This is a genomic window from Bacteroides sp. D20, assembly GCF_003436255.1.
In the GTDB taxonomy this organism is placed as follows: Bacteria; Bacteroidota; Bacteroidia; order Bacteroidales; family Bacteroidaceae; genus Bacteroides; species Bacteroides uniformis.
The window spans coordinates 100889-121968 of the sequence record NZ_QSOO01000004.1 but is presented as its reverse complement, the minus strand read 5'-3'; the positions used below and the strand labels follow the sequence as shown (position 1 = coordinate 121968).

Genomic DNA, 21080 nt, shown 5'->3' with positions numbered 1-21080 from the left:
TTTGTTTATAGGCATATTTGAGATGGTTACCGAGAAGTCTTCCTTGACTTCGGGGGATATCCATAATGTGATCCTCTTTGATAGAGAGCTATAGTTGTGTGTTGCCACTCTTACTTGAATAACCGTTCTTTGGTGGTGAATAATAACCAATAAACGTTTATCAATTATGGCAGTAGTAGCTTATTTAAGAGTAAGTACAGAAAAGCAGTTTTTAGAGAATCAGCGCGAGGAAATTATACGCTTCGCGGAAAAGAATGGGTTGAGCATCGACAGATGGTACATGGAGACGGTCAGCGGAAAAGTGAGTAGCAAAGAGCGTAAACTGGCGGGCTTGTTGGACCGGATGAAACCGGGAGACTCCTTGATTATAACGGAGATTTCACGGCTTAGCCGGACACTGCTGGAGATAATGACTATTCTTAACTCCTGCATCAAAAGGGGAGTGGTGTTGTACAGTACCAAAGAGGGGTATGTGTTCCAGAATGACATCAACAGCAAAGTGCTGGGATTTGCTTTTGGACTGATGGCCGAGATAGAGCGTAATCTGATTTCCATGCGCACCAAAGAAGCCCTGGAACGACGGAGGAAAGAAGGAAAACATCTGGGCAGGAAGAAAGGAGACACACCCAAAATGAAGATACTCTATGCGAACAAGAGGAAACTTGTAAGGGAGCACCAAAGAGGAGAGTCGTGTGCCGAACTTGCCCGGCAGATGGGAGTGTCACGGACTACGATGTTCCGTTTTCTGAGACGTTATTGAGCAATTCGGCTAAACGAAGGTGTCAAAGGTGGGATTCCTTTTGACACGCTTCGTGTGGGCTACTTATTCGGCTGATACTTCTTTCTTTTCCTTCCACTCTTTCCCGCGCTTGTGCAGGTTTTTCAGCTCGAATGACAGCATGATACGGAAGAAGCCTATAATCAGGAATGCAAACGAAATCATGTACACGGCGTAAAGGGCGCCTACTGCCGGTTGCCACAAGATGATGAGCGAGCAGATGACGGCAAGAATACCGAAAGCAACATACCATCCCCAGTCTCTTGTTCCGTATCTTTTGAGGTCCATGGCATAGCCTACGGATGAGAAGCCGCGGAACATCAGCCAGAAGGCGATGATGAATGGAATGACTTCCATGCTGAGCATCGGGTAGGCTATCAGGTAGAATCCCAGAATCATGTCGATGATGCCTCCAGCCAGATACCATCCCCAACTGGATACCCTTCTACGGTTACTTACTGCAAAGGATATTTCCAGCAGACCGCTGAACAACATGGAGACGCTGAACAGAATGCTCAATACCGCATACCCGCTGAGAGGGGAGAACATCAGGCTTATAGCCACTATTACATAAAGAATACCAAGAATGAGTGAAATCCACCAATTCTTTACTTCCTGCTGAAGTTCGTCAAAAATAGTTTTCATGTGAATTTAATTTTTTAAGTGATTATCATTAATTCGTCTGTAGAATAACAGTTTATCGGGAAAAAAGTTTCGGGTGAACTTTTTCTGTATGTAATTTGTTATGTATACATATAATTTGATAAAACTATGGCTACAACAAAATTTAAAGGACAACCGGTAAAGGTTATCGGTGAATTTATAAAGGTGGGCTCTGTTGCCCCCGATTTCGAATTGGTAAAAACAGATTTGTCTTCATTCTCTTTGAAGGAACTGAACGGGAAGAATGTTATTTTGAATATTTTCCCCAGCCTTGACACTGGTGTGTGCGCTACTTCTGTACGTAAGTTCAACAAACTGGCTGCCGGCCTGCCCGATACGGTAGTGTTGGCAATCTCCAAGGACTTGCCTTTCGCACATGCACGTTTCTGTACAACGGAGGGTATTGAGAATGTGATTCCTTTGTCTGATTTCCGTTTCTCCGATTTTGATGAAAACTACGGGGTACGCATGGCCGACGGACCGCTTGCAGGTCTACTGGCGCGTTCGGTAGTGGTTATCGGCAAAGATGGTAAGATTGCCTATACGGAATTGGTACCTGAAATTACGCAAGAACCTGACTATGATAAAGCTATTGCAGCTGTAAAGTAGAAAGTTTGGATTTGGGATAAGCAATAAAAAGCGGTGGACAGAATTTATCATGCTGTCCACCGCTTTTTTATTATCATACCGTTTTCTTTTTTATTTCTTCTTCATGCCTTTATAGATGAAGAATGCCACGATGAGTACGCCGATGCCGATAAATACATAACCTATCTCATGGCTGTATTCCGTTACTTTGGCAAGCAGCTGTTCCTCGTTCTCAATGCCGGGTACTGTGGACAAGTAATAGCCGATAAAAGCCAGGATGGAATTCCAAAGGCCTGCACCCAAGGTGGTGTACAGCAAGAAAGTTCCCAGCTTCATGCGTGCCAGACCGGCAGGGATGGATATCAACTGGCGTACGGCAGGTATCAGGCGGCCGACAAAGGTTGATACGGCTCCATGCTTGTCAAAATATTCTTCCGCATGCTGCACTTTGGCTTCGTCGATGAGGCACATGTGCCCGAAACGGCTGTTGGCAAACTTGTAAATGATGGGGCGTCCCAGCCATTTTGCCAGATAGTAGTTTATCAATGCTCCGATATTTGCCCCTATGGTTGCAAACAATACCACCAGATATATATTCATGTTGTCATTGTTGGCGGCTTTCCAAGCGGCAGGAGGGACTACAACTTCCGAAGGGAAGGGAATAAACGAACTTTCAATGGCCATCAATAAAGTGATGGTCCAGTAATTGAGGTGGTCGAGACACCATTGGATAAAGGCTACTGATTCCATTTGCTAGATTAGTGGTATATAATTACTGTTATTGTAATGCATTGAAAATATTCTTCATTACTAGGGCCAGCTCTTCCTGGTTATCTTCTTGTAGTATCTGTTGCAATTTGTCCAGCTCTTCCAGCCTGAACGGATGTTCGCACAGCTGGTTGTACTTCATGAAGTTCTCTTTGTCTTTGAGCAGCATATACAGAGAGGTCAGCCTTTCGTTGATACCTTCAAAGTCCGGTTCCATCTCTTTGACATGTTCAAAGGCCAGCTTGGCATAGCTTAGTTGTCCTATCTCCATGCTACACATGCCTATTTCGTGCCAGGTATCTGCATAGGGGGCATACTCTAAGGCTTTGGCCCATTTTTTCACACCTTTCTCATACTCACCTTCTTCCATGTAGATGCGCCCCTCAATCAGATACGGGTCTATCTCTTCGGGTGCCAAGTCGTATGCTTTTTTACAATATTGGTGGGCTTTGCGCTTTTTTCCCATCTTGTGCAGGCATAGGGCCGCATTGGCATAAAGGGAGGGCAAGGCGAAGTCATGGCTGTCTTCGGCCGTTATGGCTTTTTCCAGATAGTCGTATCCTTCTTTCCACTCTCCTTTGGAGGTTTTGTTCAGGCCGATGAAGGTGTTGATGAAACCGTGGGAGACGAGATGGAACTTTTCGGCTTGCAGGTAGTTCTCCATGGCACTTTCCTCATTTCCCAATTGGAAGAAGGAATGTCCTTTCATCAGGTAGGCATCGGCAAACTCGTCATCGGCCACCGTGGCATAGTCGCATGCTTCGATTGCTTTGTCGAACATCTGCTGGTCAAAGTAGCAACGGGCCAGTCCAAACCAGTAAGGAGCCGAATACGGATTCTTGTCAATCAGCTTATTGAAGAAGAAGGTGGCTTTTTCAAACAGTCCCTGGGCATAGTAACAATCGCCGGTGACGGCAAGGTAGGCTTCTTCTTCGGCATATTTTTCGAGTCCGCGCGTCAGCCATGTCAATGCTTTTTCCGGGAATCCCATGTCGATGTACATATAGGATACATCAACGATATTGGCCAGGTCGTCCTTATCGTCTATGCTGTCGAGTATCGCTTCTGCTTCTTCTTCTTTGCCTTCGCCCAACAGTAGGTTGGCTTTCAGCACTTTCACTTCGGAAGATTCTTCGGCAATCCGTTCCAATATATCTTTGGCTTGCTCTTTATGCTGGGTGTCGAGGAACAAGTATGCCTGTTCCACCAGCAGAGCCGTATTATCCGGATGTATTCCCAAGCCATACTCTACGACCTCGGTAGCCATGGCATATTTATGATGCACGGCATACCAGTCTGCGAGGTCGGCTAAGTCGTCTGCGTCCAGATAGATGGTTCTGTTCTCTGCTTTGGCAGCTTCATATTGTTCTGCCATTTCTTGCAGTTCTTTGTCTCTTCCGGACAGCAGGTTTTTTTTACTCATATTCTTATTTATTGATTTTACCCCAAACGTCTTTCAGACCTACAGTACGGTTGAATACCATTTTTTCTGGCGTAGAATCTTTGTCAACATTAAAATAACCGATACGTTGGAACTGCAGGTAGGAGAGGGGCTGCATGCCGGCAGCGTACTTCTCGATGTAGCAGCAGGGCAGCACATTCAGGGAGTCGGGGTTGATCATTTCTTTCATGGCTGTCAGTGCGTCGCAGTTCTTCGCTTCGCGGATGGCGGCAAGCTCGTCGCGCGGGTTCTCCACTTTCCACAGACGGTCGTAGAGGCGCACTTCTGCTTCGAGGCAGTGGGCACAACTTACCCAGTGGATGGTGCCTTTCACCTTACGGTTGGCTCCGGGCAGACCGCTCTTGGTATCGGGGGCGTATTCGCAATATACTTCGGTGATTTCACCGGCGTCGTTCTTCTTGCAGCCGGTACACTTCACGATGTACGCGTTCTTCAGACGTACCTCTTGTCCCGGTGTCATGCGGAAGTATTTCTTTGGGGCATCTTCCATGAAGTCGTCGCGCTCCATCCAGAGTTCGCGGCTGAATTCGATGACGTGGTTGCCTTCTTCGGGATGCTCGGGGTTGTTGACGGCTTCCATCTCTTCCACTTGCCCTTCGGGATAGTTAGTGATGATAAGCTTCACCGGATTCAGTACGGCGGATACGCGGGTGGCGCGGTCGTTCAAGTCCTCGCGCACGGCGCTTTCCAGCAGGGCGAATTCATTGAGCGCATCGTAGGTTGTATATCCTATTTTGTCGATGAACTTATGAATGGACTCCGGAGAGTATCCCCTACGGCGGAAACCGCAGATGGTCGGCATGCGGGGGTCGTCCCAACCGTTTACCAGACCTTCCTTGACCAGAGTCAGCAGGTTGCGCTTGCTCATCAGCGTATAGCTGAGGTTCAGTTTGTTGAACTCATACTGATGGGGGCGGTTATCGTCGAGGTCTTTGCCTTCCTTCACCCAGTCCACGAAGAGATCGTAGAGTGGACGGTGGGGCACAAACTCCAGTGTGCAGAGCGAGTGTGTCACGCCTTCGAAAAAGTCGCTTTGCCCGTGGGCGAAGTCGTACATCGGATAAGCCTTCCAAGTGGTGCCCGTGCGATGGTGCGGATGCTTCACTACGCGGTAGATGATAGGGTCGCGGAAGTGCATGTTGGGGCTTGCCATGTCTATCTTGGCACGGAGCACCATGGCACCTTCCTCAATCTCGCCGCTGTTCATCTTCTGGAACAAATCCAGTGTTTCTTCGATAGGACGGTTGCGGTAGGGACTTTCCACACCGGGCTGGGTGGGAGTTCCTTTCTGGGCGGCAATCTGCTCGGAAGTCTGTTCGTCGATGTATGCCTTGCCCTCTTTGATGAGGCGGATAGCGAAGTCCCACAATTGCTGGAAATAGTCGGAAGCGTAATATTCGTTACCCCATTTGTAGCCCAGCCACTGGATGTCTTCCTTGATGGCTTCTACATATTCCACATCTTCCTTGGTGGGGTTGGTGTCATCGAAACGCAGGTTGCAGACACCGCCGTGTGCGGCGGCAATACCGAAATCAAGGCAGATGGCCTTGGCGTGTCCGATGTGGAGGTAACCGTTCGGTTCGGGCGGGAAGCGTGTTTGTACTTTTCCCCCGTTTTTACCCTCTTTCAAATCGTTTTCTACTATTTGCTCAATGAAGTTCAAGCTCTTTTTTTCGCTTGTTTCTTCGCTCTTTATTTCTGCCATAATGTTACTATTTTCGTATCGTGGGGACAAAGATAGGGTAAAAAAATGAAGAATGAAGAATGAAGAATGAAGATTTATTCGTTATGTACCGGGATATATCCGCTCTCTTTGATGATTTTCTGTCCTGCGGCAGACAAAATGAAATCGAGCAGAGGGGCTATGACCGAAGCGTTTTTCCGGTTATAATAATAGTATAGCGGGCGTACTATCGGATAAGTCTTATTGATGGCATTCTCCAGCGTGGGAGCGGCATAATGTTGCCCGTCGTATGAAACGGCGAGCGTCTTGATACGCGGCGATACATAGGCTAGACCCACATATCCGATGGCTCCGCGAGTTTGGCTGACGGATTGGATAATGGCTCCCGTGGCAGGCATGGAGAGACTGCTGCTCATGTAGTTCTTGTTTTTCAGTACGCTTTCCTTGAAGAACTCGTAGGTACCGGAGGAAGTCTCGCGGGAGTAGACTACGATTTTGCGGTCGTCTCCGCCCACTTGCTGCCAGTTGGTGACTTTGCCCCGGAAGATATCTTCCAGTTGTTGGCGGGTCAGTTGTTTCACTGGGTTGGAGGGGTGGACCACTACGGCAAGGGCATCGTAGGCGATGGGAACTTCTGCCAAGTCTTCTCCGGCGGCTTTGGCCTTCATCTTTTCGCTGAACTTGATGGCGCGGGAAGCCATGGCGATGTCCGTGGTCTGGTCCAGCAGGGCTGAAATACCGACACCGGTTCCGCCGCCGGTCACGGTGACACGGGCAGAGGGGTTCAGGGTCATAAAGCGTTCGGCGGTCTGCTGCGCTATGGGGAGCACGGTGTCGCTGCCTTTGATGCGTTGCGCCTGCATGCCAGTGGTGGCAGCTGCTAGGGCGAGGAGTAGGAGTAATTTTCTTGTCTTCATAAAACACATGGTGCAAATAGGGTAAACACATGATGCAAATTAAGGTAATGGATATTACAAATGTGTTACATGGAATGTGCTTTGAGTCGTTGTAATAGTTTTGTAACACCTTTGAAACATTTCTTTCAAACGTTAGTCACACTGCCTTAACATCCGGCCCGTTCCTTTGCATACAGAAATCAATAGGCAACATGAAAAAGATTTTTGAGAAGATTGTAGAAGGTATACTGGCTTGTAGCGGCTTTGTGACGAGTCTTACCATCGTACTTATCGTCGTGTTCCTCTTTTCCGAAGCGCTGGGCTTGTTCAGCAGCAAGGTGATAGAAGAAGGGTATGTATTGGCCTTGAATAAGGAGAACCGGGTGGGCGAACTGACTCCGGCACAGATAAAGAATGTCTTTGATGAAGAGCTGACAAACTGGAACGAAGTGGGAGGGGAGGACCTTCCTATCCGCCTTTTCCGTTTGGAGGACATCACACTGTATTATACGGAAGAGCAGTTGGGCGCTTCCTACGAAAATGCAGGTGCCTGCATTACGGAGCTGGTGGAGCGTACGCCTGGCATTATAGCCTTTGTACCGCAGCAGTTCATTGTCCGTCCGGACTCGGTGCATCTGCTGAAAGACAACACCATTTCGGTGAAGGACGTCTTTGCCGGTGCCGAATGGTTTCCCACGGCAACACCTGCTGCGCAGTTCGGCTTTTTGCCGCTCATTACGGGGACGCTGTGGGTCAGTCTGTTTGCCATCCTCTTTGCATTGCCGTTTGGTCTGTCGGTGGCAATCTATATGTCGGAGGTAGCCAATTCCCGGGTAAGGAATCTGCTGAAGCCCATCATTGAGTTGCTGAGTGGCATACCGTCGGTGGTCTACGGCTTTTTCGGCTTGATTGTCATTGTGCCGTTTTTGCAGCAGGTGTTCAACTTGCCGGTAGGCGAGAGCGGGCTGGTGGGCAGCATTGTGCTTGCCATTATGGCGTTGCCCACCATCATTACGGTGACGGAAGATGCGATGAGAAATTGCCCTCGTGCCATGCGCGAAGCCAGTCTGGCGCTGGGAGCGTCGCAATGGCAGACTATATATAAGGTGGTGATTCCTTACTCCATTTCGGGCATCACCTCCGGAGTGGTGTTGGGCATCGGCCGTGCGGTGGGCGAGACGATGGCTGTGCTGATGGTGACGGGCAACGCCGCCGTCATTCCCCATACCATCCTGGAACCGCTGCGCACCATTCCGGCAACGATTGCCGCCGAACTAGGCGAAGCACCTGCCGGCGGACCTCACTACGAAGCATTGTTCCTGCTGGGTGTCGTGCTGTTCTTCATCAGTTTATTAATAAATTTCACGGTGGAAGCAGTTTCGCCAAGACGAAAATAAAAGAAGGTAGATATGGTCAATAGAAAGCATCTTTCGCAAAACGTGGCATTTGGCTTGTTCCGTCTGTTGAGCTTGAGTGTGGTGGGGATTCTTTTTGCTATCCTCGGTTTCATTATATATAAAGGTATAGGAGTCATCGATTGGGAGTTCCTCACAACGGCTCCTGCCAACAGTATGACTGCCGGCGGAATTCTTCCTGCCATTGTAGGTACGTTCTGTTTGATGGCGGGTAGTGCCTTGTTTGCTTTTCCGGTGGGAGTGATGAGCGGCATTTATATGAATGAGTATGTGCCGAAAGGCTGGGTAGTACGCTTCATACGGATGATGACGAATAATCTGAGCGGCATCCCTTCCATCGTGTTCGGTCTGTTCGGCATGGCACTGTTCGTCAACTATATGGATTTTGGAGACAGCATCCTGGCAGGTTCGTTGACACTGGGCTTGCTGAGTCTGCCTTTGGTTATCCGCACCACGGAAGAAGCACTGAAAGCCATCCCCGACAGCATGCGCGAAGGAAGCCGCGCGTTGGGAGCCACCAAGCTCCAGACCATCTGGCATGTCATCCTGCCGATGGGAATGCCCAATATCATCACCGGACTGATTCTGGCGCTGGGGCGCGTTTCGGGCGAGACGGCACCCATCCTTTTCACCTGTGCCGCCTACTTCCTGCCGCAACTGCCGACCGGTATCTTCGACCAGTGCATGGCGCTTCCTTATCACCTCTATGTCATCTCTACCAGCGGTACGGATATGGAAGCGCAGCTTCCCATCGCTTATGGCACAGCATTGGTGCTGATACTGATTATCCTCCTGGTGAATCTGTTGGCAAACGCCCTGCGGAAATACTTTGAGAAGAAGATTAAGACGAATTGAAAACATATACAATAGGTATGAAGAACAAGATAGAAACCCGTGACGTGAACTTCTGGTATGGCGATTTCCATGCCCTGAAAGGCATCAGCATGGACATTGAGGAGAAGTCTGTGATAGCCTTCATCGGTCCCTCGGGCTGTGGAAAGTCTACCTTCCTGCGCCTGCTGAACCGCATGAACGATTTGATTCCCGACACCCGTCTGACCGGCGAGATACGCATTGACGGACAAGACATCTATGGAAAAGGAGTGCAAGTGGACGAACTCCGCAAGAACGTGGGCATGGTGTTCCAGCGGCCCAATCCTTTCCCAAAAAGCATCTTCGAGAACGTTGCCTACGGACTCCGTGTGAATGGCATCACCGATAACTCCTTCATCCGTCAGCGGGTGGAAGAAACCCTGAAAGGCGCCGCCCTTTGGGATGAGGTGAAGGACAAGCTGAAAGTCTCTGCCTACGCCCTCTCCGGCGGTCAGCAGCAACGTCTCTGCATAGCCCGTGCCATGGCGGTGTCTCCTTCGGTCCTGCTGATGGACGAGCCGGCATCCGCCCTCGACCCCATCTCCACCGCCAAAGTGGAAGAGCTTATCCACGAGTTGAAGAAGCAGTACACTATCGTCATCGTCACCCACAACATGCAGCAGGCTGCGCGTGTCAGTGATAATACGGCTTTCTTCTATATGGGTGAGATGGTGGAGTTTGGAGATACCCGGAAGATATTTACGAATCCCGACAAGGTGGAGACGCAGAACTACATCACGGGACGTTTCGGGTAGCGGATTGTTCCATGCAGGCCAAAATAAGTTGTACAAAAGTAATCTTAAAATAGAAACATTATGGTGAAGTTTATCGAATCTGAACTCGTCTTGCTGAAAAAGGAAATAGACGAAATGTGGACCCTGGTATATAATCAGCTCGACCGTGCAGGTGATGCCGTGCTTACGCTGGACCGGGAACTGGCCCAGCAGGTATTGGTGCGCGAACGTCGTGTCAATGCTTTCGAACTGAAAATAGACAGCGACGTGGAAGACATCATTGCCCTTTACAACCCCGTTGCCATCGACCTGCGCTTTGTGCTTGCCATGCTCAAAATCAATACGAACCTGGAGCGTCTGGGCGACTTTGCAGAGGGCATTGCCCGCTTTGCCCTCAACTGCCATGAACCTGCTTTGGATACTGAGCTGGTCAAGCAACTCCGTCTCGAAGAGATGATAGCCCAGGTACTCTCCATGCTCGAACAGGCAAAACAGGCGCTTCAGGAGGAGAGCCAGGAACTGGCTACCGCCGTGTTTGCCAAGGACAATATGCTGGATGAAATCAATGCTGAGGCCACTGCCATTCTTGCCGACTACATCAGCCGGCATCCGGAGAGTGCACTCTCTTGTCTGAACCTGGTGAGCGTGTTCCGCAAGTTGGAGCGTTCCGGCGACCACATCACGAATATTGCCGAAGAAATAGTGTTCTTTATCGACGCAAAAGTGTTAAAACATAGTGGGCGGACAGACGAACACTACTTAAATGATAAGAAATAAACAAAATTTTAGGATAATTTCAGTGTTTCATGGAAAATAGCCTTATATTTGTCCATTGAAAACGATTGCAGGTGTAGAAAAATGCTTTGAAATGATAATAAACTTAAATGATTTCTCAAAAAGATGTTATAAGACATGTTTTTTAATTTGGTTAGTATCACGAAAAGCGCCTATATTTGCATCGTTATCCTGAAAACAATCTTTTTACCTTAAAAAAAAACTAATACCTATTGAAAACTGAAAAAGGAGGCTTTGTGAAAAGCTTCCTTTTTTTTGTACCTATACGAAGGGCTTTTTGTATCTTTGCGCATATTAATAATAAATCGTGTATAACCTAAAAGTATATAGAACCATGTTTTCCGGAATAGTAGAAGAATGTGCCACATTGGTGGCGATGGTCAAAGACCAGGAGAATGTACATTTTACTTTCAAGTGTTCATTCGTCAGTGAATTAAAAATAGACCAGAGTGTGTCTCACAATGGTGTTTGCCTGACGGTAGTCAGTCTGACAGATGATACCTATACCGTGACGGCCATGAAGGAAACGCTGGACCGTTCCAATCTTGGCTTGTTGCAGGTGGGAGATGAAGTGAATGTGGAGCGTAGTATGATGATGAACGGCCGGCTGGATGGCCATATCGTTCAAGGACATGTGGACCAGACTGCCACTTGCATCGATATAAAGGATGCGGAAGGAAGCTATTACTTTACTTTCCGGTATGCTTTTGACAAGGAGATGGCAAAGCGCGGCTACATCACGGTAGACAAAGGCTCGGTAACGGTCAATGGTGTCAGCCTGACCGTGTGCAATCCCACCGACGATACTTTCCAGGTGGCCATTATTCCTTACACCTTTGAGCATACCAATTTCCATGCTTTCAAAGTGGGCAGTGTGGTGAATCTGGAGTTCGATATCATTGGTAAGTACATCAGCCGCATGATACAATATAAATAAGGTAACGGCACTATGGACGATTTCCTGCAATTAGTGGCATCCCGTCAGAGTGACCGTGCCTATGATATGACTCGTGCCGTGGAGCCTGAGAAATATCGGTGATTTACTTTTTAGACACAGATGACGCAGATGACGCGGATTTTTTTAATATTCCAATCCGCGTCATCCGCGTCTAAAAAATAATCAAAAAGAAAGCAGATACGGAGTTTCCGGAAAGACTTCCGCGTGCTTACAAATCCTTCAGCAGCACCTTGCTTGCATTCTTGTAGTATTCCTCCCGTGCCTTCAGCAATGCTCCCCATTGGTTGTTGAATTCATTTTCCTTATCAATTTTGAAATCTTCTGAGCCGTGCGTGTCCAGTTTGTCCAGTAGGAGGGCCACATTCATTTTGTTGATATCCATGGAAGGCTGGTAAGCGATGTCTTCACTCTTTTCATCGGTCACCACTTCATGTAGGAGGTTGATTTCCTGCAATTCATAAAGGGTTTCGTGTGTCAGCCGGATGGGAATCTGGCACTCTTCGGATATCTCTTCGGCTGTATAGGGCTGGGCGTCTTGTTCAAAGCGCTTGGCTATGAGAGACATTATCAGGATGGAGATAAAATCGCGGTAGCGCCGGCTGATATTGCGCGCATCCTTGTCGAAGCTGAAGTTCCGGATATTCTGTCCGGCGTAGGTCAGTTCGGCACCGAATAGGCAGATGGTCCAGGATACCTGCAACCATAGCAGAAACATCGGAAGGGCGGCAAAACTACCATAGATGGCATTGTAATGGGAAACCCACAACTGGCTGCTGATGTAAAGGAATTGGAATGCCTGGTGTGCCGTACCTGCCAGAATACCGGATATGAGTGCGTGTTTCAGCTTGACCTTTGTATTCGGCATAAAGACGTACAGTGCTGTAAACATGAACCAGGTCAGCACGAAGGGGATGAGGCGCACCATAAACTTGCCGACGGGAGCCAGCAGGGTAAAGTCTTCGAGGTTCTTCACCATCGTACTCATGAAGATGGAAAGACCACCGGACACCACCAGCAGAATGGGCATCAGCAGAAGCATAGAGAAGTAATCCGTTATTTTGCGGTACATGCTGCGCGCCTTTTTCACCTGCCAGATGCGGTTGAAGGTGATTTCCATATTGTTGATTAGATTCAGGACTGTCCACAGCAACATAATCAGACCCACTCCGATGAATATTCCACTCTTGGTCTGAGACAAATACGAATTCACGAATTGCAGGATGACTTCCGTGGTTTCCGTAGGACCGCCGAAACCGTTGACAATCTGGCTTTCCATCAGATTATCGAATCCGAAACCGCGGGCTATGGCAAACAAAATGGCAAGAATAGGCACGATGGCAAGCAGCGTACTGTAAGTCAGCGCCGAGGCTTTGTTTACTATCCGGTCTTTGGTGAAGCGGTTGATGCAAAGATAAATCGTCTTGATGATATTGTATACGGAAAAGGTCGTTCGCGTGACTTCATCTTCCGTAATACGCCAGATGTCGTAGGTGAGGAATTTCCAAAGGGCAGCAATACGCTTGTTCATGCTATTATCTCGATTATCCATTGTCAATAAAAAAGCAGTCAGTCTGTAAGCCGGGTTCTGTTCTTCTGTTTCTGAAAAAGCCTAATTAGGAATTATCCATTCTTCATTATCCATTCTCCATTAAAGAAGTGTCTGTCATTTATCTGAGCCGCATGTCACCATACAAGCTTTAGCGGTCTACCCTCCGACATGGAGCGAGCAACTCTCATAACGTCGGTTTACATGACCTTACAACTCCCAAGACGCACAGCCCTTGTGTCGCCACAAGACTGGTAGGCTCTTACCCCACCTTCTCACCCTTACCGTAGCCCAAGGGCGACGGCGGTTATTTTCTTCTACGTTACTCTACCCTCACGGACAGCTTTCTGTTAGGAAGTGGGACGCTCTGTGTTGCCCGGACTTTCCTCATACGCACGAGGCGCAAGCGACAGACCGACCAACTGCTTTATAGGGTACAAAGATACGGAATATTAATGAAGAATGAAGAATGAAGGATGAAGAATTTGTTGTGCAGTGTGCGGATGCAGTACGGATGAATCCTTCATTCTTCATTCTTTACTCTTAATTATCTTAAAAACATGTATCTATTTCGGAATAAATTCGTAGCTTTGCTATTAGTAATAACCCCCAAATCCTTTTGGCCAATGAAAAAGTTATCCTCTCTTTTTTCTTTATTTCTGTTAATCCCGCTTTTTGCTGTCGCTTCGGAAGTGGGTGACCGTACAATACCTGCAGAAGTGGCGCAACTCGCTGACAGTTTGAAACAAAAGTTTGCACCGGACAAGCGCGTGGCTTTGTTCGATGTGGATTACTCTTTCTCCGGAAAGAATGTGATGTTGCGTGGTGTCACCACTTCGGCAGAGGCAAAGACGGCTTTGCTGGATGGTTTGGCAAAGAAAGGATATGCGGTGATGGATTGTCTGCAAGTGCTTCCGGATGAGGCCGGACTTGAAGGCAAGACGTATGGCATTGTCAATGTGTCTGTGTGCAATCTTCGGGTAGCCCCGGATTTCTCTTCAGAAATGATGACGCAAGGCTTGATGGGTATGCCGGTGCGGGTGTTGCAGCGCGACGGCTGGTACCGTATCCAGACACCGGACAACTACATTGCATGGGTACACCGAGTAGGCATACATCCCGTCACGCGGGAAGAGCTGACCGCTTGGAACAATGCAGAGAAAATAGTGGTGACTTCGCATTATGGCTTTGTCTACTCACAGCCCAGCCAGGCATCGCAGACCGTCTCTGATGTTGCTGCAGGAAACCGCCTGAAGTGGGAGGGGACAAAAGGTGCCTTTTATAAGGTGGCTTATCCCGACGGCCGTCAGGGATATATCTCCAAATCCATCTCCATGCCTGAGAAGAAATGGCGTGCCACCTTGAAGCAGGATGCCGCCAGCATTATAGCCACGGCGCATAGCATGATGGGCATCCCTTATCTTTGGGCTGGCACTTCCTCCAAAGGGGTGGATTGTAGCGGCTTCATGCGCACCGTTCTTTTCATGCACGACATCATCATTCCGCGGGATGCTTCCCAGCAGGCATACGTGGGCGAGCATATCGATATCGCTCCTGATTTCAGTAACCTCCAGCCGGGCGATTTGATTTTCTTCGGGCGCAAGGCGACGCCGGAACGCAAGGAACGTGTGGTACATGTCGGCATGTATATCGGCAACAAGCGTTTCATCCATTCGCAAGGCGATGTGCGCGTCAATAGCTTCAGCCCCGACGACGAGCTGTTCGATGAATACAACCTCGGTAGACTGTTGTTCGCTACGCGCGTGTTACCTTATATAAATAAGGAGGCGTCGCTCAATACAACGGAAACGAATCCATTTTATTCAATGTAATAATGTGCTAATGTGCCAATATGCCAATGACCTGCGGCGTGACGGTGCAAACATAACGTAGCATATACATAGCGCAGCCCATTGGCACATTAGCCCATTAGCATATTGGCACATTTAATACACACACAATTATGTCAAACAGAAGAGATTTCCTGAAAACCGCCGCTTTTGCCGCACTCGGCTCAGGCATGGCAATCAATCATGTATTTGCCGGAGGAAATGACGCTCCTTCCTTGTTCAACGTGAACAGTAGGGCAGGTGTAACCCCCAAAATGAAACTGCGTTTCTTCCCCTATGAACTGAAATTGCGCCATGTCTTTACAGTGGCCACCTACTCGCGTACTACCACTCCCGACGTTCAAGTCGAGATAGAATATGATGGCATTATCGGTTATGGTGAAGCCTCCATGCCCCCGTACCTGCAACACGAATTAGGCACGATGGACAGTGTACTGGCTTTTCTGAAGAAGGTGCAGGATGTTATCGGCCAATTCTCAGACCCCTTTCAGCTGGAAGATATACTGGCTTATATAGACAGCCTCTCGGCAGGGGATTCCGCTGCTAAAACTGCTGTGGACATCGCCTTGCACGACCTTGTGGGCAAACTGTTGCAAGCCCCTTGGTATAAGATATGGGGTTTGGACAAGGAAAAGACTCCCTCTACAACTTTCACCATCGGCATTGATACGGCCGACGTGGTGCGTGAAAAGACGAAAGAGTGTGCCGACCGGTTCAATATCCTTAAAGTGAAGCTGGGGCGGGAGAACGACAAAGAAATGATAGAGACCATCCGTTCGGTGACAGACCTTCCGATTGCCATTGATGCCAACCAGGGCTGGAAAGACAAACATCATGCGCTCGATATGATACATTGGCTGCACGAAAAAGGAATTGTCATGATAGAGCAACCGATGCCCAAGGAACAATTGGACGATATCGCATGGGTCGCCCAGCAAAGCCCGTTACCCATATTTGCCGATGAGTCCATTCAGCGTCTGAAGGATGTGGCAGGCTTGAAGGGCGCCTTTACGGGCATCAACATCAAGCTGATGAAGTGTACCGGTATGCGCGAAGCCTGGAAGATGGTGACTTTGGCACGTGCATTGGACATGAAAGTGATGGTAGGCTGTATGACCGAGACCTCTTGTGCCATTACCGCTGCCTCTCAATTCTCTCCGGCAGTGGACTTTGCCGACTTAGACGGTAGTCTGCTGATTGCGAACGACCGTTTCAAGGGTATGGAGGTTGTGAAAGGTAAGATAACGTTGCCCGATTTGCCGGGTATTGGAGTGGTGAAGTTATGAGAAAGCTATTGTATACCGTCGCTCTGTTTGTGATAGCTTCTGCATGCAGCACGAAGTCCGAGAGCAAGCCCTATAATTGGGAGGACGACCTGCACCAACGTCTGCTTACGGATTTCTGTATGACGGAATCCCAGGTGAAGGACTATATCCGCAAGTATATTCCCGACGTGACCGATGAGCAGATGCGCCAGTGGGAAGCTTCCAAAGCTTTGGAGTGCATGATGCTGGATGGAGAGAAACGCTATTTCCGTAATGCCGGACCTAATCTGTTTCGTGTGGACTCCACTTGCTATGACATCAAGATAGCCAAGGAAGGTTCTTCGCCGAGTGGCAGCGAGAAAGTGAATATGGAGAACCTGCCCGAAATCATTTCTGCTGTGAAGAAGGAGGGCAAGGCCATTGTTGCGCCGAAGCGCATGCGCGTCACCTACACGTTGACCGTGGATACCAATGCCGTGCCTGCCGGGAAAATCATCCGTTGCTGGTTGCCCTATCCCCGTCAGGACCAGGCTCGGCAGCAGGATGTCGAGTTCATTTCGGCCAGTGAACCGCAATACACCTTTTCGTCGCCCGAGTGCCGTCACAGTACATTGTACATGGAGAAACGTGCTGTCGAAGGCGAACCGACCGTATTCTCCGAAACCTTTGAGTTTACCGCCAACGGCGAATGGCATAATCTGAAGCCGGAAGACGTGCAGCCCTATGATACGACGACCGCCCTTTATAAGGAATATACTGCCGAGCGTGAGAAGCATATCGTCTTTTCCCCACGCTTGCGCGAACTTGCTGCCAAATTGACAGCCGGTGAAACCAACCCCTACTTGAAAGCCAAACGTATCTTCCGTTGGGTGAATGACAACTTCCCGTGGGCTTCTGCACGCGAATATTCCACCATTGAGAATATCCCGGAATATGTGTTGGACAACCGTCACGGAGACTGTGGCCAAGTCAGCCTGCTGTTCATTACGCTTTGCCGCATCAGTGGAATTCCCGCACATTTCCAGAGCGGCTTCATGATGCATCCCCGTGCATGGAATCTGCACGATTGGGCAGAAGTCTATTTTGAGGGTGTGGGTTGGGTGCCTGCCGACCAGTCATTCGGCATTCCTGCCTTTGCTCGCAATGCCGACGAAGAATATTTCTTCCTGGGTGGTATAGACTCTTGGCGCATGATTGTGAACACTGATTACGGCATGCCGCTACAGCCCGAAAAGCAGTATCCCCGCAGCGAGACCGTCGACTTCCAGCGTGGCGAGGTGGAGTGGGAGGGAGGTAACCTCTACTTCCCGCAGTGGGACTACCACATGGACATTGATTACTTGAATTATTAAGGTACTATCTGCCCTCTAAAAACAGATGATGCGTTCAGCCCGAACACATCATCTGTTTGGTATAAACGCATCATCTGTTTACCCCAAATGCATCATCCGTTTCGGCCGCAACGGGTGATGCGTCTTTTTATGCCCTATCTGTCAGTTCTTTAACAGTCAGCAATCGTACATAAATGCTAATTTGTCAGTCTTTGCCGTTAACCGCTGTTAAGCCCTAAATATCCTCTGTTAAAAGAGAACAAAAAAGAGTGACAAGCGGAATAACTGAACGTTTTTTGTCGTTATTTTAACGTCGTAATGTTAAACGAAACTTGAATATTAACAATTTAAAGAATAGGAAGAATAGTATGAAACAGACAACAAAAAACATCCTTGGAGTTGCGGCTATCGTGCTCCTGAGCTCTGGAGTGGCTGGATTGACCACTTATAAGATGCTGAATAAGGAAAAGCCTGCCGCATTCAGCGAGTTGTTCCAACAGAACCCGAATAATCTGCTGCCGGCAGCTTTCCATGCAACGGATGCCCAGCCTGTGGATTTGACACAAGCAGCGGAGAGCTCGCTCCATGCTGTAGTGCATATACGTGCCACTCAGTTGAGCAAGACTCAGACGGTGCAAGAACAGCCGGATATTTTTGACTTCTTCTTTGGAGACGGTCGTGGACGCCAGCGCCAGATACAGACCCAGCCGCGTGTAGGTTTCGGTTCGGGGGTCATCATCTCCAAAGACGGATATATTGTGACGAACAATCACGTGGTGGAAGGTGCTGATGAAATCACTGTGAAACTGAATGACGACCGTGAGCTGAAAGGACGCATCATCGGTACTGACCCTAGCACGGACTTGGCATTGATTAAGATTGAAGGGGATGACTTCCCGACAATTCCGGTTGGTGACTCCGACCAGTTGAAGGTGGGAGAATGGGTATTGGCAGTAGGTAATCCGTTCAACCTGAACTCTACCGTAACAGCTGGTATCGTCAGTGCAAAAGCCCGTTCCATTGGCTCTTCTGCCTCCAACGGACAAGCTGCAAACATCCAGTCTTTCATTCAGACGGATGCTGCCATCAACCAAGGTAACAGTGGTGGTGCGTTGGTGAATGCCAAAGGCGAGCTAGTTGGTATCAATGCCATGCTTTACTCACCCACGGGTGCTTATTCCGGCTATGGTTTTGCCATCCCTACCAGCATTATGACAAAGGTGGTAGCCGACTTGAAACAGTTTGGTACCGTGCAGCGCGCGCTCCTTGGCATCAAGGGTAGTGATTTGAGCACAGACCTGCAGATGGACGAACGTTGGACCGAAGAACTGAAGAAGAAGGCCGACGAACTTGGTGTGAAAGAGGGTATCTATGTGGCCGAAGTTGTTGAAGGTGGTTCCGCTGCCGGCATCTTGAAGGAAAATGATGTAATCATAGCATTGAACGGCAAGAAGATTCACAAGTTCTCGGATTTGCAGGAAATGCTGGCAAAACACCGTCCGGGCGACAAAGTGAAGGTAACAGTGGTTCGTGACAAGAAGGAAAAGGAATTCGAAATCACGCTGAAGAATGAGCAAGGCACTACGAAGGTAGTGAAGGATGCCGGAATGGAAATCTTGGGTGCAGCCTTCAAGCCCGTATCTTCCGAGCTGAAGAAGCAGTTGAACCTGGGTTACGGTCTGGAAGTTACCGGGGTTACCAATGGCAAGATGGCCGATGCAGGTATCCGCAAGGGCTTCATCATTCTGAAAGCCAACGGAGTGCCGATGAAGACGGTGGACGATTTGGAAAAGGCGATGAAAGAGGCAAGAAAGTCTCCTGAGCAAGGTTTGTTCATCACCGGTATGTTCCCGTCAGGAAAACGTGCAATGTATGCCGTTGATTTGACTCAAGAATAAAAAATAGGGATAGTTAGGTAAGAAGATTGTAATATTAGCTAACAATAGCGAAAAAGGGGGTGTCGGTACAATACATACCGGCATCCTTTTTGTTATATAGGATAAGATATAAATAAGGTGAAAAAGTTGGGATGAAATTATTGTAACAAAATAATTTGTCGTACCTTTGCAACCCAAATCTGTATTATAAGAATGAGACAACTTAAAATTACAAAAAGTATCACTAACAGAGAGAGCGCTTCTCTTGACAAGTATTTGCAGGAAATCGGTCGCGAAGACCTCATTACTGTTGAAGAGGAAGTGGAGCTCGCTCAGCGCATCCGCAAGGGTGACCGTGTTGCACTGGAGAAATTGACACGTGCCAATCTGCGTTTCGTTGTATCTGTGGCCAAGCAGTACCAAAACCAAGGTTTGAGTTTGCCCGACTTGATTAACGAGGGTAATTTAGGACTGATCAAGGCTGCCGAAAAGTTCGATGAAACACGTGGTTTCAAGTTCATCAGTTATGCAGTATGGTGGATACGTCAGTCCATTCTGCAGGCTTTGGCAGAGCAGTCGCGTATTGTACGTCTTCCGTTGAACCAGGTAGGCTCGCTGAATAAAATCAGCAAGGCCTTCTCCAAGTTCGAGCAGGAAAACGAACGTCGTCCGTCTCCTGAAGAGCTTGCCGATGAACTGGAAATCCCTGTTGACAAAATCTCTGATACGCTGAAGGTGTCCGGCCGTCACATTTCGGTGGACGCACCTTTTGTAGAAGGAGAGGACAACAGCTTGCTCGATGTGCTGGTCAACGACGACTCCCCTATGGCCGACCGCTCTTTGGTGAACGAGTCTCTTGCGAGGGAAATTGATAGAGCTCTTTCTACGTTAACCGATAGGGAAAAAGAAATCATACAGATGTTTTTCGGTATCGGACAGCAGGAAATGACATTAGAGGAAATCGGCGACAAATTCGGCTTGACCCGTGAGCGTGTGCGTCAGATTAAGGAAAAAGCAATCAGAAGATTAAGACAAAGTAATCGTAGTAAATTGCTCAAATCTTATTTGGGATAAATAAGAAATATCAGTTTCCGACAAATAGAAGGAATTAAAAAACCGTACGTCTTTAGTAGGCGTGCGGTTTTTTTTATATCTTTGCCCCCATTGATAATTCATAACTTATAACTCATAACTCAATGAAATACGTTCGTATACTTTGTGCCGTAGCTTTGGTTTTTGCGTTGTGCTCGGCTTTTACAATGAAAGATAAGGAAAAGGCTGTATATGCTTTTGGTGTGGCGGCTTCTTTCAATGACTCCATCGTATATTATACAGACATCCAGGTATTGGACAGCGTAGAGCTGGATAAGAATGGATTCTTGCCCAAGCGTGATTTATACACTTACCAGCTCAAGAATTATCTGGAGTATAATCTGAAGAAGCCGGACTATACTTGCATGATTTATTTCTCTGAAAACAGGAAAAAGTTGGAAAAAGAGGCTGTAAAGGTAAAAGGTAAGTATAAGAAGAGTAAGAATATGGTTTTGCAGGTGGTGAAGCCTGAGGCTTTCACATTTGCAAAACCGCAGGAATAAGA

At 48.2% G+C, this 21080-nt stretch carries 19 protein-coding genes, 1 other RNA gene and 1 pseudogene; 14 read left to right on the top strand and 7 right to left on the bottom strand.

All coding sequences use genetic code 11. The features are described 5' to 3' along the window. Window positions 1-166: 166 nt before the first annotated feature. Window positions 167-760 (top strand): master DNA invertase Mpi family serine-type recombinase, encoded by a 594-nt coding sequence (locus DXD78_RS05485; RefSeq protein ID WP_005831322.1) that lies wholly within the window; start codon window positions 167-169, stop codon window positions 758-760. 63 nt (window positions 761-823) lie between these two features. On the opposite strand, the gene DXD78_RS05480 is transcribed toward DXD78_RS05485, so the two are convergent. Continuing rightward, a complete protein-coding gene (locus tag DXD78_RS05480; protein ID WP_005831320.1) occupies window positions 824-1423 on the bottom strand; it encodes an HdeD family acid-resistance protein in 600 nt (199 codons plus the stop codon). Between the two features lie 126 nt (window positions 1424-1549). On the opposite strand from DXD78_RS05480, the gene tpx reads away from it, so the two are divergent. After that, complete coding sequence (tpx, locus tag DXD78_RS05475; RefSeq protein ID WP_005831317.1) at window positions 1550-2050, top strand: thiol peroxidase; 501 nt, start codon at window positions 1550-1552, stop codon at window positions 2048-2050. A gap of 90 nt (window positions 2051-2140) precedes the next feature. Here the strand turns inward: tpx and DXD78_RS05470 are convergent, their stop codons facing one another. From DXD78_RS05470 to DXD78_RS05455, 4 genes are all read right to left on the bottom strand, one after another. Continuing rightward, a complete protein-coding gene (locus DXD78_RS05470; RefSeq protein WP_005831315.1) occupies window positions 2141-2779 on the bottom strand; it encodes a DedA family protein in 639 nt (212 codons plus the stop codon). Window positions 2780-2807: 28 nt separating this feature from the next. Next, window positions 2808-4220, bottom strand: a complete 1413-nt coding sequence (locus DXD78_RS05465; RefSeq protein ID WP_005832306.1) for a CDC27 family protein — start codon at window positions 4218-4220, stop codon at window positions 2808-2810. Window positions 4221-4224: 4 nt separating this feature from the next. Then, a complete protein-coding gene (locus DXD78_RS05460; RefSeq protein WP_009038247.1) occupies window positions 4225-5964 on the bottom strand; it encodes a glutamine--tRNA ligase/YqeY domain fusion protein in 1740 nt (579 codons plus the stop codon). A gap of 74 nt (window positions 5965-6038) precedes the next feature. Next, window positions 6039-6860, bottom strand: a complete 822-nt coding sequence (locus DXD78_RS05455) for a PstS family phosphate ABC transporter substrate-binding protein (protein WP_009038248.1) — start codon at window positions 6858-6860, stop codon at window positions 6039-6041. A 191-nt stretch (window positions 6861-7051) separates the two neighbouring features. Between DXD78_RS05455 and pstC the strand changes: the two genes are divergently transcribed. The 6 genes and pseudogenes from pstC to DXD78_RS05425 all read left to right on the top strand — a co-directional run. Then, window positions 7052-8236 (top strand): phosphate ABC transporter permease subunit PstC, encoded by a 1185-nt coding sequence (gene pstC / locus DXD78_RS05450; protein WP_009038249.1) that lies wholly within the window; start codon window positions 7052-7054, stop codon window positions 8234-8236. Window positions 8237-8248: 12 nt separating this feature from the next. After that, complete coding sequence (gene pstA, locus DXD78_RS05445) at window positions 8249-9109, top strand: phosphate ABC transporter permease PstA (RefSeq protein WP_009038250.1); 861 nt, start codon at window positions 8249-8251, stop codon at window positions 9107-9109. Between the two features lie 17 nt (window positions 9110-9126). Then, window positions 9127-9882, top strand: a complete 756-nt coding sequence (gene pstB, locus DXD78_RS05440) for a phosphate ABC transporter ATP-binding protein PstB (RefSeq protein WP_009038251.1) — start codon at window positions 9127-9129, stop codon at window positions 9880-9882. A 60-nt stretch (window positions 9883-9942) separates the two neighbouring features. Continuing rightward, a complete protein-coding gene (gene phoU / locus DXD78_RS05435) occupies window positions 9943-10638 on the top strand; it encodes a phosphate signaling complex protein PhoU (protein WP_005832294.1) in 696 nt (231 codons plus the stop codon). A gap of 352 nt (window positions 10639-10990) precedes the next feature. Next, the gene (locus DXD78_RS05430) at window positions 10991-11593 is read left to right on the top strand and encodes a riboflavin synthase (RefSeq protein ID WP_005832292.1); all 603 of its coding nucleotides are present in this window, start codon (window positions 10991-10993) and stop codon (window positions 11591-11593) included. Window positions 11594-11605: 12 nt separating this feature from the next. Continuing rightward, a pseudogene (locus tag DXD78_RS05425) lies at window positions 11606-11686 on the top strand (NAD(P)H nitroreductase); the annotation flags it as partial. Between the two features lie 136 nt (window positions 11687-11822). On the opposite strand, the gene DXD78_RS05420 reads toward DXD78_RS05425, so the two are convergent. Beyond that, on the bottom strand, window positions 11823-13142 hold the full coding sequence (locus DXD78_RS05420; RefSeq protein ID WP_117652562.1) for a YihY/virulence factor BrkB family protein: 1320 nt from the start codon (window positions 13140-13142) through the stop codon (window positions 11823-11825). A gap of 30 nt (window positions 13143-13172) precedes the next feature. Beyond that, window positions 13173-13586: RNase P RNA component class A (rnpB, locus tag DXD78_RS05415), an RNA gene on the bottom strand. 200 nt (window positions 13587-13786) lie between these two features. Between rnpB and DXD78_RS05410 the strand changes: the two genes are divergently transcribed. The 6 genes from DXD78_RS05410 (at window position 13787) to DXD78_RS05385 (ending at window position 21078) form a co-directional block, all read left to right on the top strand. Next, on the top strand, window positions 13787-14992 hold the full coding sequence (locus tag DXD78_RS05410) for an NlpC/P60 family protein (protein ID WP_009038252.1): 1206 nt from the start codon (window positions 13787-13789) through the stop codon (window positions 14990-14992). Between the two features lie 131 nt (window positions 14993-15123). Beyond that, window positions 15124-16296: a dipeptide epimerase gene (locus DXD78_RS05405; RefSeq protein ID WP_009038253.1), complete on the top strand. Its 1173-nt coding sequence runs from the start codon at window positions 15124-15126 to the stop codon at window positions 16294-16296. Beyond that, entirely contained in the window at window positions 16293-17627 is a 1335-nt protein-coding gene (locus tag DXD78_RS05400; protein WP_009038254.1) for a transglutaminase family protein, read from the top strand. Before DXD78_RS05405 ends, DXD78_RS05400 begins: the two co-directional genes overlap by 4 nt. Before the next feature lie 347 nt (window positions 17628-17974). Continuing rightward, window positions 17975-19504, top strand: coding sequence for a Do family serine endopeptidase (locus tag DXD78_RS05395; RefSeq protein WP_005831283.1), 1530 nt, complete (start codon window positions 17975-17977; stop codon window positions 19502-19504). A gap of 192 nt (window positions 19505-19696) precedes the next feature. Next, complete coding sequence (locus DXD78_RS05390; RefSeq protein ID WP_002561589.1) at window positions 19697-20557, top strand: RNA polymerase sigma factor RpoD/SigA; 861 nt, start codon at window positions 19697-19699, stop codon at window positions 20555-20557. 122 nt (window positions 20558-20679) lie between these two features. Beyond that, window positions 20680-21078: a hypothetical protein gene (locus DXD78_RS05385; protein ID WP_009038255.1), complete on the top strand. Its 399-nt coding sequence runs from the start codon at window positions 20680-20682 to the stop codon at window positions 21076-21078. The last annotated feature ends 2 nt before the right edge of the window (window positions 21079-21080 follow it).